This is a genomic window from Marinobacter gelidimuriae (genome assembly GCF_000372805.1).
Taxonomy (GTDB): domain Bacteria; phylum Pseudomonadota; class Gammaproteobacteria; order Pseudomonadales; family Oleiphilaceae; genus Marinobacter; species Marinobacter gelidimuriae.
On sequence record NZ_KB889883.1, the window covers coordinates 26,059 to 38,616 of the forward strand.

Annotated in this window: 11 protein-coding genes and 1 pseudogene; 6 read left to right on the top strand and 6 right to left on the bottom strand. The window is 57.3% G+C overall.

Going from position 1 to position 12,558, the window contains the following annotated elements; genetic code table 11:
- Window position 1: 1 nt before the first annotated feature.
- The 5 genes from A3OI_RS0109045 to cysZ form a co-directional block, all read right to left on the bottom strand.
- Window positions 2-208 (bottom strand): cold-shock protein, encoded by a 207-nt coding sequence (locus tag A3OI_RS0109045; RefSeq protein WP_007348333.1) that lies wholly within the window; start codon window positions 206-208, stop codon window positions 2-4.
- A gap of 255 nt (window positions 209-463) precedes the next feature.
- Window positions 464-844, bottom strand: a complete 381-nt coding sequence (gene crcB / locus A3OI_RS0109050; protein WP_018403965.1) for a fluoride efflux transporter CrcB — start codon at window positions 842-844, stop codon at window positions 464-466.
- A gap of 13 nt (window positions 845-857) precedes the next feature.
- Complete coding sequence (locus A3OI_RS0109055) at window positions 858-3,344, bottom strand: acyl-CoA dehydrogenase (protein WP_018403966.1); 2,487 nt, start codon at window positions 3,342-3,344, stop codon at window positions 858-860.
- A gap of 102 nt (window positions 3,345-3,446) precedes the next feature.
- Complete coding sequence (rapA, locus tag A3OI_RS0109060) at window positions 3,447-6,308, bottom strand: RNA polymerase-associated protein RapA (protein WP_018403967.1); 2,862 nt, start codon at window positions 6,306-6,308, stop codon at window positions 3,447-3,449.
- Window positions 6,309-6,326: 18 nt separating this feature from the next.
- Entirely contained in the window at window positions 6,327-7,076 is a 750-nt protein-coding gene (gene cysZ, locus A3OI_RS0109065; RefSeq protein ID WP_018403968.1) for a sulfate transporter CysZ, read from the bottom strand.
- 88 nt (window positions 7,077-7,164) lie between these two features.
- Here cysZ and A3OI_RS0109070 point away from each other — a divergent pair, with 88 nt between their 5' ends.
- The 5 genes from A3OI_RS0109070 (at window position 7,165) to A3OI_RS0109090 (ending at window position 11,348) form a co-directional block, all read left to right on the top strand.
- Window positions 7,165-7,551, top strand: a complete 387-nt coding sequence (locus A3OI_RS0109070) for a VanZ family protein (RefSeq protein ID WP_051078080.1) — start codon at window positions 7,165-7,167, stop codon at window positions 7,549-7,551.
- 113 nt (window positions 7,552-7,664) lie between these two features.
- Window positions 7,665-8,774 (top strand): tRNA 2-selenouridine(34) synthase MnmH, encoded by a 1,110-nt coding sequence (gene mnmH / locus A3OI_RS0109075; protein WP_026224104.1) that lies wholly within the window; start codon window positions 7,665-7,667, stop codon window positions 8,772-8,774.
- Window positions 8,775-8,800: 26 nt separating this feature from the next.
- Window positions 8,801-9,634 carry a mechanosensitive ion channel family protein gene (locus A3OI_RS0109080; RefSeq protein WP_018403971.1) on the top strand — a complete coding sequence of 278 codons (834 nt, stop codon included), beginning with the start codon at window positions 8,801-8,803 and terminating at the stop codon, window positions 9,632-9,634.
- An 86-nt stretch (window positions 9,635-9,720) separates the two neighbouring features.
- Window positions 9,721-10,956: an FAD-dependent monooxygenase gene (locus tag A3OI_RS0109085; RefSeq protein ID WP_018403972.1), complete on the top strand. Its 1,236-nt coding sequence runs from the start codon at window positions 9,721-9,723 to the stop codon at window positions 10,954-10,956.
- A gap of 26 nt (window positions 10,957-10,982) precedes the next feature.
- On the top strand, window positions 10,983-11,348 hold the full coding sequence (locus A3OI_RS0109090; protein ID WP_018403973.1) for a histidine triad nucleotide-binding protein: 366 nt from the start codon (window positions 10,983-10,985) through the stop codon (window positions 11,346-11,348).
- Between the two features lie 199 nt (window positions 11,349-11,547).
- Here the strand turns inward: A3OI_RS0109090 and A3OI_RS22700 are convergent, their stop codons facing one another.
- Window positions 11,548-11,757, bottom strand: a complete 210-nt coding sequence (locus A3OI_RS22700) for a hypothetical protein (RefSeq protein WP_155903064.1) — start codon at window positions 11,755-11,757, stop codon at window positions 11,548-11,550.
- Between the two features lie 494 nt (window positions 11,758-12,251).
- On the opposite strand from A3OI_RS22700, the pseudogene A3OI_RS23385 reads away from it, so the two are divergent.
- Window positions 12,252-12,558: pseudogene (locus tag A3OI_RS23385) on the top strand (hypothetical protein); the annotation flags it as partial.

Sequence of the window (12,558 nt, forward strand, 5' to 3'; positions counted from 1 at the left end):
ATTACAGAGGTACAACGTTTTCCGCTTGAGGACCTTTCTGGCCCTGGGTAACGGTGAACTCGACTTGCTGGCCCTCTGCCAGAGTCTTGAAACCGCCGCCCTGAATAGCGCTGTAGTGAACGAATACGTCGGGGCCGCCTTCACGAGTGATGAAACCAAATCCTTTTGCTTCGTTGAAGAACTTAACAGTACCGGTAGTAGTAGACATGCTTAAATATCCTGCAATCAATCAATTATTCACCCCGCTCAACCAAGATGGCTTGAGCCGGTGTTTACGGAAAACCAGAATCTGCGGAATCAAAAAAAGGACGGTAACTGCTCATCACTGGGTTTAATACTAACCGCTGGAATACGTCTTATTAATGAAATGCTTCACTGAATATTTCCTTCAAGAATTACTCTACTCGGGAATTCAGTGCTTGCCAAGTGGATTTTAAACATTTCTTATAGGTAATGGTGCAGATCAACTTTTGATCAATGCGACCGTGTAAAAACCAACAGCCGTCATCAGCAACGCACCGCAAACGTGGGCCAGAATGCCCACCAGCGCCATGCCCCACTTTCCCTGCTGCAAGGCCGTGAGCATTTCCAGCGAGAAAGTCGAAAAGGTCGTCAGCGCGCCACACAGGCCGGTTATTGCAAACAAGCGCCATTCCGGTGACAGGCTGGAGCTGTGGCTGAACCAGGCCAGCAACAAACCCGCCAGCCAGCCACCGGCCATATTTGCCACCAAAGTGCCCAGCGGCACATGGTGATGGCTGGCGTTCAGCCACAAACCCAGTGCCCAGCGCAAATTCGCGCCGAGCACCGCACCACCGCTAATGGCCAGAACCGACAACCACATACTCAGTGCGCCATCAAGAGGGCTGCGACTGGGTCTGGGGCGGAGAGGGATTGTGGTCAATCACTGAGCTTTTATTGCGGGCGAATTCATCAAAGGCAAAGTCGTCCACCGTCAGCATTTCCAGCACCTTTGCTTCGTAATCGCGCATGAAGATTGCGTCTTCGTCACTGAACACGCCCGCGTCCAGAGCCGCTTCAAAACGCTGCTCCGGGTGCAAAGCGGTGATCGGCAGTTCTCCCTTGCTGTAGGCCTTGTTGGCTTTGCGATAGAGCTTTTCAGCTTTGGCATTGTCTTTCAGCAAGTCGTTGTAACTGGCCACGGGGTTGGAAACAACGGCGTCGGCGCCGTTTTCACCTTCACCCACCCACAGGCTGGACAACAGCTTTTTCCGCAGCGGCGAATCGGTTGAAATGGCCTTTGCCAGGGTGTGGGTCAGAGCATCACTTGGGCCTGTCCAGCGCCGGCCGATGGGCAAGGTAATCACCCGCAGCGCACCGGCTACCAAACGGTTTGGCAAGTTATCAAGGAATTCCACCAACACCGTTTCCGTGCGTGCCAGCAGCATGTCCAGGCTGTAGGCCATGAGTGCCTGCTCACCGTCCACCGGCTGGGTTTCGTGCCAATGCTTGAGCACCATAGAGGCCAAATACAGATTCGACAGCATGTCACCCAAACGCGCAGAGGTCAGTTCGCGCATTTTCAGCTCACTGCCCAGGGTGGTCATGGCCGCATCGGAACACAGCCCGAAAGCGGCGCTGAAGCGGGCCACAGACTGGGCGTATTTACGCGCACCGTGATCAAACGGCACGTCTGCGAGGCCAATGCCCAAGGCCTGGGTAAAGGCACGGGCAGCGTTACCAAACACCAGCCCGGCGTGGCCGAAGAAAGCTTCGTCAAAGGCATCGATGTCGTCGTTGTCTTTCGCCGCCAGCTCTTTTAACACGTACGGGTGGCAGCGAATGGCGCCCTGGCCAAAGATCATCAGGCTGCGGGTCATTATGTTAGCGCCCTCAACGGTAATAGACACCGCCGAACCACTGAACGAAATACCCATGTAATTGCGTGGGCCAAGGGTGACCGTTTTGCCGCCGTGAACGTCCATCGCATCGCTAAGAATGTCGCGCTGATACTCGGTCAAGTGGTACTTCAGAATCGCCGACGGCACCGCCGGTTTCTGGCCTTGGTCAATCATGTTGGCGGTATGGTTAACCGCCGCTTGGGCAATGTACGTTTTGGCAGCAATCCGCGCCAACGGCTGCTGCACGCCTTCCATTTCCGCCACGGGCGTATTGAACTGGCGCCTTATCCGGGTAAAACCGCCGGCCGTGGCCACCGCGAAAGCCGCCCCACCGGCAGCGCCAGACGGCAACGTAATGCAGCGACCCACCGACAAACATTCCACCAGCATGCGCCAACCCTCGCCGGCCATTTTTTCACCACCGATCAGGTAGTCCAGCGGAATGAACATGTCTTTGCCAATAATCGGGCCGTTCAGAAACGGGCTTCCTATCGGGCAGTGGCGACGGCCGATTTCCATGCCGTCGGTATCACGGGGAATCAATGCGCAGGTAATGCCGCGGTCTTCAACATCGCTCAGCAAGCCATCGGGGTCGAACATACGGAAGGCCAGGCCCACCACCGTGGCGATCGGCGCCAGGGTAATCCAGCGTTTCTCAAAATTCAGCCGCAACCCAATCACTTCTTTGCCGTCAACTTCCTGTTTACACACAATACCGGTATCCGGTAATGAGGTGGCGTCGGAACCCGCGCGCGGGCCGGTCAGGCCAAAACAGGGTATGTCGCGGCCGTCAGCCAGGCGCGGCAAATAATATTCTTTTTGCTCATCGGTGCCGTATTTTATAAGCAGCTCGCCGGGCCCAAGGGAATTGGGCACGCCAACCGTTACCATCAGCATTTCGTTAACGGCCAGGCGCTGCAGCACGGCGGTCTGAGCTTTCGCGGAAAATCCCAGGCCACCGTATTGTTCAGGGATAATCATGCCGAAGAACTTTTCGCGCTTGAGGAAATCCCACAACTCTTCCGGCAGGTCGGCCCGCTCTACGGCTATGTCCCAGGCATTGCACATGGCCAGCGCCTGGTTGCACTGATTATCCAAAAACGCCTGCTCTTTGTCCGTCAGGCCGGTGTTGCGGTTTATCAACAGGTTGTGCCAGTCGGGTTTACCGGTAAACAATTCGCCGTCCCAACTTACCGTGCCCGCTTCCAGCGCTACTTTTTCCGTTTCAGACACTTTCGGGGCGACTTTCTTGAACAGGGCAAAGGCTTTGGGCGTTAACCAGCTGCGACGAAAACCCGGCAAGCCGGCAGCGGCCGTAATGCCGGCGCCTATAAACAGAAGCAGAGCCAGCCAGAACGATGCAAACAGCAGCGACACCAAGCCCACTCCAACCATAACACCCACCGCAGCCTTGGTTCCGGCTTCCTGGCGCATCACCACCAACAAGCCGGCTATCGCCACTATAAACAGTATGAACGTCATCATTAATTCCCCTGTTGTGTCTGGTTTGAACAGCTGATTTTCATCACTTTACAGTACCTGATTGCTTAATATCTGGCCAGCTAAGCTCGACGTGTCACAGCATCAGGCGGTTACAATCACTCTAATGCCTTCCAACGCCAGGGTGGCGTGCCCTATTGCTTCGCGGGCAGCTGCCAACTGGGTTCGGAAATACTCGATTTCCTCATCACGAATCGCCGGGTTCACCGCCTGCAAGGCTTCCAGGCGGCGTATTTCCGGGCCGAACATTGCGTCCACCTGCGCCAGTGCTTTTTGTTGCAGCGGTTGCAGGTGCGGCTCGGCCAGGCATTGAGAATGATCCACCATGGTCTCAACCTGGGCGCGAATTTGCGGCACAATCGCCTGCGCCGTGCGCCGGCGAATGTTAGAACACATATCGTTCAGGCGGTCATGGGGCAAGGCTTTCGACAAGTCTTTGCCGGTGACATCCACCAGTAAACGCAGCGGCGACACTGGTAGATAACGGGTCAACTGAAGAGCGTCTGGCGCCGGGCAATGCACAGTAAACAGGGCTTCCATCAACAGGGTGCCGGCCGGCAAAGCCTTCACCGACATGGTTGCCAGCGCGGCTTTACCCAATCCGGAACTGGTCACCGACTCCATAATGCCGGTCACCATAGGGTGCTCCCAGCTCATAAACGCCAGATCTTCGCGCTCCAGCGCGCGGTCCCGTTCCCAGGTGACGGTTATGCCGTCTTCGGGCAAGCCGGCCACGTGCCCGGCCTGGTACTGCTCGCCCGGGCGCAGCACGTCCGAATGTTCGGAATGGTCTTCTACATCCACACCCAGAATGTCGAAGGCTTCCATCATATAGTCGCGCACGGCCGCAGCTGATTCTTCGGCTTCAATAGCGTCAATCAAACGTTGCGCCGGCTCGTTGCGGCAGGAGTTCAGCTCAATCAGCGCATCGCGGCCATTCTGCAGCAGGGTTTTCAGGCGCGCCGTTTCCGCTGCAGAAGCGCTCACCAGGGTTTCCAAAGCGGCTTCGTCGCCCGCCAGCGACTGCTGCCAGGCATCGGCTACCGACTCCTGCACGGCCACACCCACACTGCAACTTTCTGCAAAGGCATTCAGGCCACGCTGGAACCATTGGTACTGCACTTGCTGACTGGTGCCTTCCAGATACGGGATATGAATATCAATGGCGCTGGTTTGGCCGATACGGTCCAGGCGGCCAATGCGCTGTTCCAGCAGGTCCGGGTTGGCCGGCAGGTCAAACAGCACCAAATGATGGGCAAACTGGAAGTTACGGCCTTCACTGCCGATCTCGGAGCAAATCAGCGCCTGGGCGCCCTGCTCGGAATCAGCAAAGTAAGCTGCGGCACGGTCGCGCTCTATCAGGCTTAAATGTTCGTGGAACGCTGCGCTGCGAATACCGGCGCGCAGCTGCAAATAGTGCTCCAGGGCCATAGCCGTGCTGGCGTGGGCGCAAATCACTACCACTTTGGCTGGGCGCAAACCCGCCAGTGTTTTTTGCAACCAGGCTACCCGCGGGTCCTCCGCCAGCCATTGTTCTTCGTCGGGTTCGCTGCGTTCGGGGGTCAGACCGTCAATGCCGCGGGTAAAGCCGCTGTAAAGTTCGGGGCACGGCAGTGGCACCGGGTGTGGAAGGCGCTCGGGAAAGCCCTGAATGGCAGCGCGGGTATTACGGAACAACACCCGGCCGGTGCCGTGGCGATCCAGCAGGGCGTCAATAATCGCCTGATGGGGGTCGCTCTCTGCCAACAGCTGGGGCAATTGCGAGCCCAGCCACTGCTCTAGAATTTGCTGGTCGCCGCTTGCGATGGTGTGTTCAGACTGCAATCGGCGCACCACGGCGTTGACCGCTTCGTACTGGCTTTCCTGTTCGCGGAACGCCTGTAAATCGTGGAACCGCGCCGGATCCAACAGACGCAAACGCGCAAAATGGCTGGCCAGCCCCACCTGTTCTGGCGTTGCGGTCAGCAGCAGCAGGCCCTGGCTCGCCGTCGCCAGGCTTTCAATTGTTTGATACTCCGCACTAACGTGGCTTTCACTCCAGGCCAGGTGGTGGGCTTCATCAACAATCAACAGGTCCCAGCCGGCCGCTATGGCGTCATTTCGGGCTTGTTCAGTGGCGGTCAGAAAACTCTGGCTACACAACACCAGCTGTTCACTTTCAAATGGGTTTTCCCGACCTTCTTCGCCGAATACATGGCTCATCAGAGCATCCACGTCGCTCTGCTGTTCTTTGATGGCGTCATAACGGCCTTGATCAACAATCGAGAAACGCAGGTTGAAGCGCCGCAGCATTTCAACCAGCCATTGGTGAATCAGCGAATCTGGCACCACTATCAAGGCCCGCCGGGCGCGGCCCGTATGCAGCTGATAGTGCAGAATCAAACCGGCCTCAATGGTTTTGCCCAGGCCTACTTCGTCGGCCAACAGTACCCGCGGGGCAAAACGCCGGGCCACTTCGCCGGCAATATAAAGCTGATGGGGCAAATGCTGGGTGCGGGCGCCAATCAGACCCTCGGCCGGCGAAGCCCGCAGACGGTCAAGATGGTTCAACGTGGCAAAACGGAGGCGAAAGGCACCGTTGCGGTCAAACTGGCCGGCGAACAGGCGCTGATGGGGGGCCGAGAAGTTCACCGTTCCGCTGAGCTTCACCTCGGAAACCGTCTGGATATTTTCGCCATCGTCGGCGTGGTAAACCAGCAGACCGGCCATGTCTTCCACCGCGCGCACGGTGTAACTTCCGCCATCAAAGGTTTCGATGGTTTCACCCAGCTGATAAATAATACGCGACAAGGGCGCGTTGTCGGTGGCGTAGGTGCGTTCTTCGTCAGCCGCCGGAAAACCCAGGGTCACCCTGCGACCGGAAATATTCGTAACTATGCCCAAACCCAGGGCTGTATCGCTGTGGCTAACCCAGCGCTGACCAATGACAAAATCCAACGTTTCCAAGCAACCTCCCAATCCCAATCAAAAACGTGCGGAACCTTGTTCACGCACCCATAACGCCGTGGCACCACACACCGCTGCCGGCACCACAAACAAGTTCAATATTGGCACCATGGCCGCCAGCGCTACCGGCAGCCCAAAACCCAAAGCCGACAATCGGCGCTCGGCCAACATCTGTTTTAGCACCGGAAAACGGGTCTTGTGATTATCTGCCGGGTAATCCACGTACTGCAGCGCCATCATCCAGCTGTTGAACACGAACCACAGCACCACCGCCACCAGATTCACCACCGGAATCAGCCCCAGAATAAGCAGACCCAGAGCACGGGGCAGGTAATAGCCGATTTTCTGCAACTCGCGCCACAGCGAACGCGGAATGTCTTTAACAATACCCGCCCAGCCTTCGTCGCTGCCTATTGGTTGGCCGGTCAGGTGCTGCTCGCAGCGCTCGGCCAGGTAGCCATAGAAGGGTGCACCAATCAGGTTGGCCACCATCACAAAACCGTAAGCCAGCAGCAACACAATAACAGCGCCGTAAAGCAACCAGAACAGCCAGTCCAGCGCTTGCAGCCAAGCCCAGCCTGGTAACCAGCCCATGGCCGTCGCAATCAGACCGGAAAATAATTCACCCAGATAAAAAAACAGCAGGCTGAACAGCAGAATGTTAATCAGCAGGGGGATAATCACAAAAAGGCGAAGACCGGGTTGCCGAATCAGGCCAAAGCCCTCGCCCAGATACCCCAATCCGCGAAAAAAGTTACCATTGAGCATGGCGCAAAAACCTTGGTTGCAGTGACATTGACGGGCTGCAAAGCATATCATGATGCGGTCTTTGCCACAGCCGGAACAAACAATCGATATGCTTTTAGCAACCACGAAACAACGGCTTGCACAATTACTCCGCTTACGCGCCCTGTGGCGGTTTGCGCTACTGGCGTCTATTGCCGCTATTCTGTTTCTGGCCACGACCGCAGGCCCGCTACCAGTGCCCTCTTCGCCCAGCGACCAGGTCAATCACCTGATTGCCTTTCTGGAACTTACGCTGTTGATGCGTTTGGGCTGGCCGCAGCTGAAACCGCTCTACTTCATCCCGCTGTTGCTGGGCTTCGGCATGCTGATAGAAATTGTGCAAGCCACCCTACCCTACCGCGACTTTTCACTGGCTGACGTGGCCGCTGACGCCGCTGGCATTGCTGCCGGAATGCTGATTTGGCCCTGGCTGCAAAAATTTAGCGCGCAATACTGAAAAATGTGCGAACCGGTGTAAGCATTTTCTTACAAATCGTTTGTACCAACCACGGCACAACCGCACTAACTGCTCTATACTTATCGGCCAATCTGGCCAGTTTTCCTTCTTTTATGATCCGCAGACAAGACACCGACGATTACCTTTCCCTATTTCTGAACAACACACCGCTGCTAGACGTGCGTGCGCCAGTCGAATTCGCCAAAGGCCATCTGCCCGGTGCTGTCAACGCACCGCTGATGAACGACGACGAGCGCCACCTTGTCGGGATTTGTTACAAAGAGCAGGGCCAGAGCAAAGCCATCGAGCTGGGCCACCAGTTGGTGCAGGGCGACATCAAGGCTCAGCGCCTTGAGGCCTGGAAACACTTTTGCACCCAGCATCCAGACGGCTACCTGTATTGTTTCCGCGGCGGCCTGCGCTCTAACCTTTCACGCCAGTGGATTGCCCAAGCGGGCATTGATTATCCCCTGGTGGAAGGCGGCTACAAAGCCATGCGCCGGTTCCTGATCGATCAGTTGGAACAGCAGATTGCCAGCGAGACGTTTTACATCCTCAGCGGCCGCACCGGCACTGGCAAAACCCGCGTATTGCACACCCTGCCCAACCCGGTGGATCTCGAAGGCCTGGCCAATCACCGCGGTTCCAGCTTTGGCCGCCAGGTAACGCCACAGCCCACGCAAATCAACTTCGAAAATCAGCTTGCGGTTGCCATGCTGCACGCCAGGCATCAGCACGGCGGCCCCATTTATCTGGAAGACGAAAGCCGCCTTGTGGGGCATTGCGCGCTGCCCGTCAGCCTCCGGGAGCGCATGGCTGCAGCACCGTTGGCCGTGCTGGACCGGCCAATGGCCGAACGCATTGATATTATTCGCCAAGATTATGTGGAAAATATGCTGGCCGACTACACCCATCTGGATGGCGAAGATGCCGGTTGGCTAAATTTCAGCGACTACCTCTTGAGCGCGCTTGATCGAATTCGTAAACGCCTGGGCGGTGAACGCCATCAACAACTGCGCAGCATAATGGAGTCAGCACTAGCGCAACAGGCAGAGCACGGCACCAGCGACGGCCATAACGCCTGGATACAAAGCCTGCTAGAGCATTACTACGACCCAATGTACGATTACCAGCTGGCCCGCAAACCGGGCACAGTGATTATGCATGGCGGTCCGGACGCCATCACACAGTGGGCCAAGCACGCCCACCCGCACATCTCATAAAACGAAAATTTCACAAGGGGTTTGCTATGGAAGATTTATTCAGCGCCAACGGCCGCGCCACAGAGCTGGTAGACCAGGCCATCACACTGGTCATGGCCTACGCACCCAAAGTGGTACTGGCCATTATCACCCTCATTGTGGGTATGTGGCTGATTAACCGGTTTGTTCGCTTACTGGATAGCAAACTGGGCAAAAAAGACCCGACGCTGAATACCTTTCTGTGTGGCCTGTTATCAGCAATTCTGAAAATTCTGCTGCTGATTTCCGTTGCATCCATGGTGGGCATTGCCACTACCTCCTTCATTGCTATTATTGGTGCTGCCGGCCTGGCCATTGGCCTGGCACTGCAAGGCAGCCTGGGCAATTTCGCCGGCGGCGTGCTGATTCTGATCTTCAAGCCATTCAAAGTCGGCGATGTCATCGAAGCCCAAGGCTATTTGGGTTCGGTGGTGGAAATCTCTATTCTGTACACCATCGTTAACACCTTTGATAACCGCCGCATCATTATTCCCAACGGCGACTTGTCCAACTCCAGCCTGACCAACCTTAGCGCCTACCCTACCCGCCGCTGCGACATGAGCTTTGGTATTGGCTACGGTGACGACATCGACAAAGCCAAAGCCACCATCAAGCGCCTGATTGAAGAAGACGAACGCGCTCTGAAAGACCCGGAGCCAATGATTGTGGTAGGCGGCTTGGGCGACAGCTCTGTTAACCTGACTGCCCGCGCCTGGACCAAATCCGCAGACCTGTGGCCGTTCTACTGGGACATGCAGGAACGCGTGAAGAAGGCGTTTGACGCCGAAGGCATCAGCATTCCGTTCCCCCAGCGCGATGTGCACATGTACAAGGCCGACTAAGGCTGCGTACAAAAAACCAACATCCACTCCACGGCTTGCCTGTTTGTTGCCATCGCGTAAACTGATAACAACAAACAGGAATCGATATGACTCAAGCATTTGATATTGCGGTTGTCGGCGCCGGCATGGTGGGTGCAGCCCTTGCGACAGGCCTGGGCCGCAACGGTTTTCGCGTGGCGCTGATTGACTTCGCTGACGCTCCCGAATTTATGCCAGGCAGCACGCCGGATATTCGCGTGTCGGCCCTTAGCGCCGGCAGTGAACGCTACCTGCAAAGCCTACAGGCCTGGGACACCGTTCTGGCCATGCGCGCCACGCCCTATCGCCGCCTGGCGGTGTGGGACCAGTCCTCGCACCCGCTTACCCGGCTGCTGCCAAAGCCCCTGGCACGGGTGGAATTCAACGCCGACACGTTGGGCGCCAGCCACCTTGGCCACATCGTAGAAAACAGCGTTACCCAGGTGGCTCTCTGGCAGGCCGCAAGTACCCAGCAGAACATCACGTTAATGCCGGGCGTTGCGGTGACAAACCTCATCCAGAATCACGATCACGCTCAGCTGGATCTGGATAACGGCACGGCCATTACGGCAACCCTGGTGGTAGGCGCCGACGGTGCCCAATCCCGGGTGCGCGATCTGGCCGGCATTGGGGTCACCCGCAGCCAATACGACCAACAAGCCATGGTGATATCTGTACGCTACCGCGGCGCGGTGGAAGACATTACCTGGCAGGGCTTTTTACCCTCTGGCCCGCGGGCCTTTTTGCCGTTGCACACAGCCGGCGAAGAATTTCCCGGCGAAAGCTGGGGCTCACTGGTGTGGTACGACGCCCCCGCCCGGCTTGCACAGCTCAAAGCTATGCCCATCGAACAGCTGATGGCCGAAATTCAACAGGAATTTCCCGAGCCGCTGCCAGAACTAACGCATATAGACACCCGCGCCAGCTTCCCCATTGCCCGCCAGCACGCCAAATATTATTACCAGGGCCGTGTGGTATTGGCCGGCGATGCGGCCCACACCATCAACCCGTTGGCCGGCCAAGGCGTGAACCTGGGTTTTCAAGACGCCCAATGCCTGCAACAGCTATTGATCGTTGCCCGCAACAACGGCACCGACCTGGCCGACCCCGCCTTACTGAGCCAATACGAACACCAGCGCCGACCGGCTAACCGCCGTATGATGTTGGCTATGGATGCTTTCTACCATCTGTTCAGCAACCGCGTTCCGCCCCTGCACCTGTTGCGTAATCTGGGCCTGGGCGCCGCGCAGGCACTGCCCTTCGCCCGCAACCGCGTAGCCCGTTACGCCATGGGTCTGGATTGAACTTCACTTTAAACAAGGAGCCTGTTATGTCAGAAACCCTTTTTACCAAGATCATCAACCGGGAAATTCCCGCCGACATCGTGTACGAAGACGACACCACCCTGGCGTTTCGCGACATTAACCCGCAAGCCCCCGTGCACCTGCTGATTATTCCGAAAAAGCACATTGCTACTATTAACGACATCACCGAAGACGATCGGGAGCTGGTGGGCAATCTGTATTACGTGGCCGCCAAGCTGGCGAAAGAAATGGGCTTCGCCGACGACGGCTACCGAACAGTCATGAACTGCGGCGAAAACTCCGGCCAAACGGTATTCCACATCCACCTGCATCTGCTGGCCGGTAAACCTATGGGATGGCCGCCTTACTCCGACAAAATGAAGCAGGCGTAACGCTCGCGCAGTCAGAGCCATTGAAAAGTGGCGCCTGCACAGGGCGATGCGCAGCGTGGTGCGGCTGACAGGGTTGGATGAGAGCGCATCACTCATCACCAGCGGCGGCGGGCTGCCGTCACTGCGCAGGCGCAGGACATCGTCCAGTAATTCACCGGCATGGCTGAGCGATGTCTGGTACAGCACCAGGGGCGGACCGTCACCTTGCTCGGCCGTCATGGCGACTGCGCTTCATGACCGGCTTCTGATCCAGTATCCGGTTCCCGGTATCGTCGATATGATACAGCCAAACGTCGGCTGCCAGCTTGAGCAGGGTGTCATGCACCGGCTTGAGATCATTGGCCAGAGGCTCGAGCTGGTCAGCAGGATCATGCGCCCGTCGTGGCGCAGAGCGCCAGTACCAGCGCACTCACCTGAGCAGGACTTGCAGGCCCCTTCGATCGTCAGCCGCTGGCCTGATGAGGTCGAGACGGTGAAGGCTGGCAGGGCGGCATCGGCGACAGTCTGTTCAAGTGGCACGAAGGTTGGCGCTGCGGCGCCAGCGGGAGTCGATGGGTGTGAAGTACCACGCCGACGTGTCGTGGCCTGCGCCTGCCGTTTCGGTGACCAGGCGTTCAGCATGGTGTAGCTGACGCCGAGGGCTTTGCTGACGCGGACTCGAGAGGATACCAGTGCATGCGCCACTGCACTGTCGCGCAGTGACTGAGGGACGGCCGCACGCCGGTGTGGTCGTTGCACGCGCCAGCGCGTGAAGTCTGCGGCCAGCGAATCGAGCCGCCTCTGGAGCTGAACGGTATCGTTGACGGGGGTTGATGGAATCATGACTGCCTCCTGATAGGGTTGAGGCATTCATTGAATCAGAAGCTCAGCAGGAAGTTGCGCTATGCTGCCGTAAGGTTACGATTGGCTGATCACGTTTATCCAGCACCGGATCAAGGACAAGCGTCTGATTCGCCTACGGGCTTTCAGAGAAAAGACGATGCGGAGGCGTTCCTGAGTCAGCTGCACCAGAGGTTGGATCGCTTTGGACTGTCGCTCAACGAGGACAAGACGAAGCTCATCCGCTTTGGACGCTTTGCCCGGAAGGACTGTGCGACAGCAGGGCGACCAAAGCCTGAGTCGTTCGATTTTCTGGGGTTCACGCACAGCTGTGCTGTCCTGCGTGATAGACGGACGTTCATGTTGCTGCGGCAAACATCTGTGAGCCGCA

Bases quoted from the DNA above. Each gene is read 5' to 3' on its own strand.
- A3OI_RS0109045 (WP_007348333.1), bottom strand. From the start codon at position 208: ATGTCTACTACTACCGGTACTGTTAAGTTCTTCAACGAAGCAAAAGGA.
- crcB (WP_018403965.1), bottom strand. From the start codon at position 844: ATGTGGTTGTCGGTTCTGGCCATTAGCGGTGGTGCGGTGCTCGGCGCG.
- A3OI_RS0109055 (WP_018403966.1), bottom strand. From the start codon at position 3,344: ATGACGTTCATACTGTTTATAGTGGCGATAGCCGGCTTGTTGGTGGTG.
- cysZ (WP_018403968.1), bottom strand. From the start codon at position 7,076: ATGCTCAATGGTAACTTTTTTCGCGGATTGGGGTATCTGGGCGAGGGC.
- A3OI_RS0109070 (WP_051078080.1), top strand. From the start codon at position 7,165: ATGCTTTTAGCAACCACGAAACAACGGCTTGCACAATTACTCCGCTTA.
- mnmH (WP_026224104.1), top strand. From the start codon at position 7,665: ATGATCCGCAGACAAGACACCGACGATTACCTTTCCCTATTTCTGAAC.
- A3OI_RS0109080 (WP_018403971.1), top strand. From the start codon at position 8,801: ATGGAAGATTTATTCAGCGCCAACGGCCGCGCCACAGAGCTGGTAGAC.
- A3OI_RS0109085 (WP_018403972.1), top strand. From the start codon at position 9,721: ATGACTCAAGCATTTGATATTGCGGTTGTCGGCGCCGGCATGGTGGGT.
- A3OI_RS0109090 (WP_018403973.1), top strand. From the start codon at position 10,983: ATGTCAGAAACCCTTTTTACCAAGATCATCAACCGGGAAATTCCCGCC.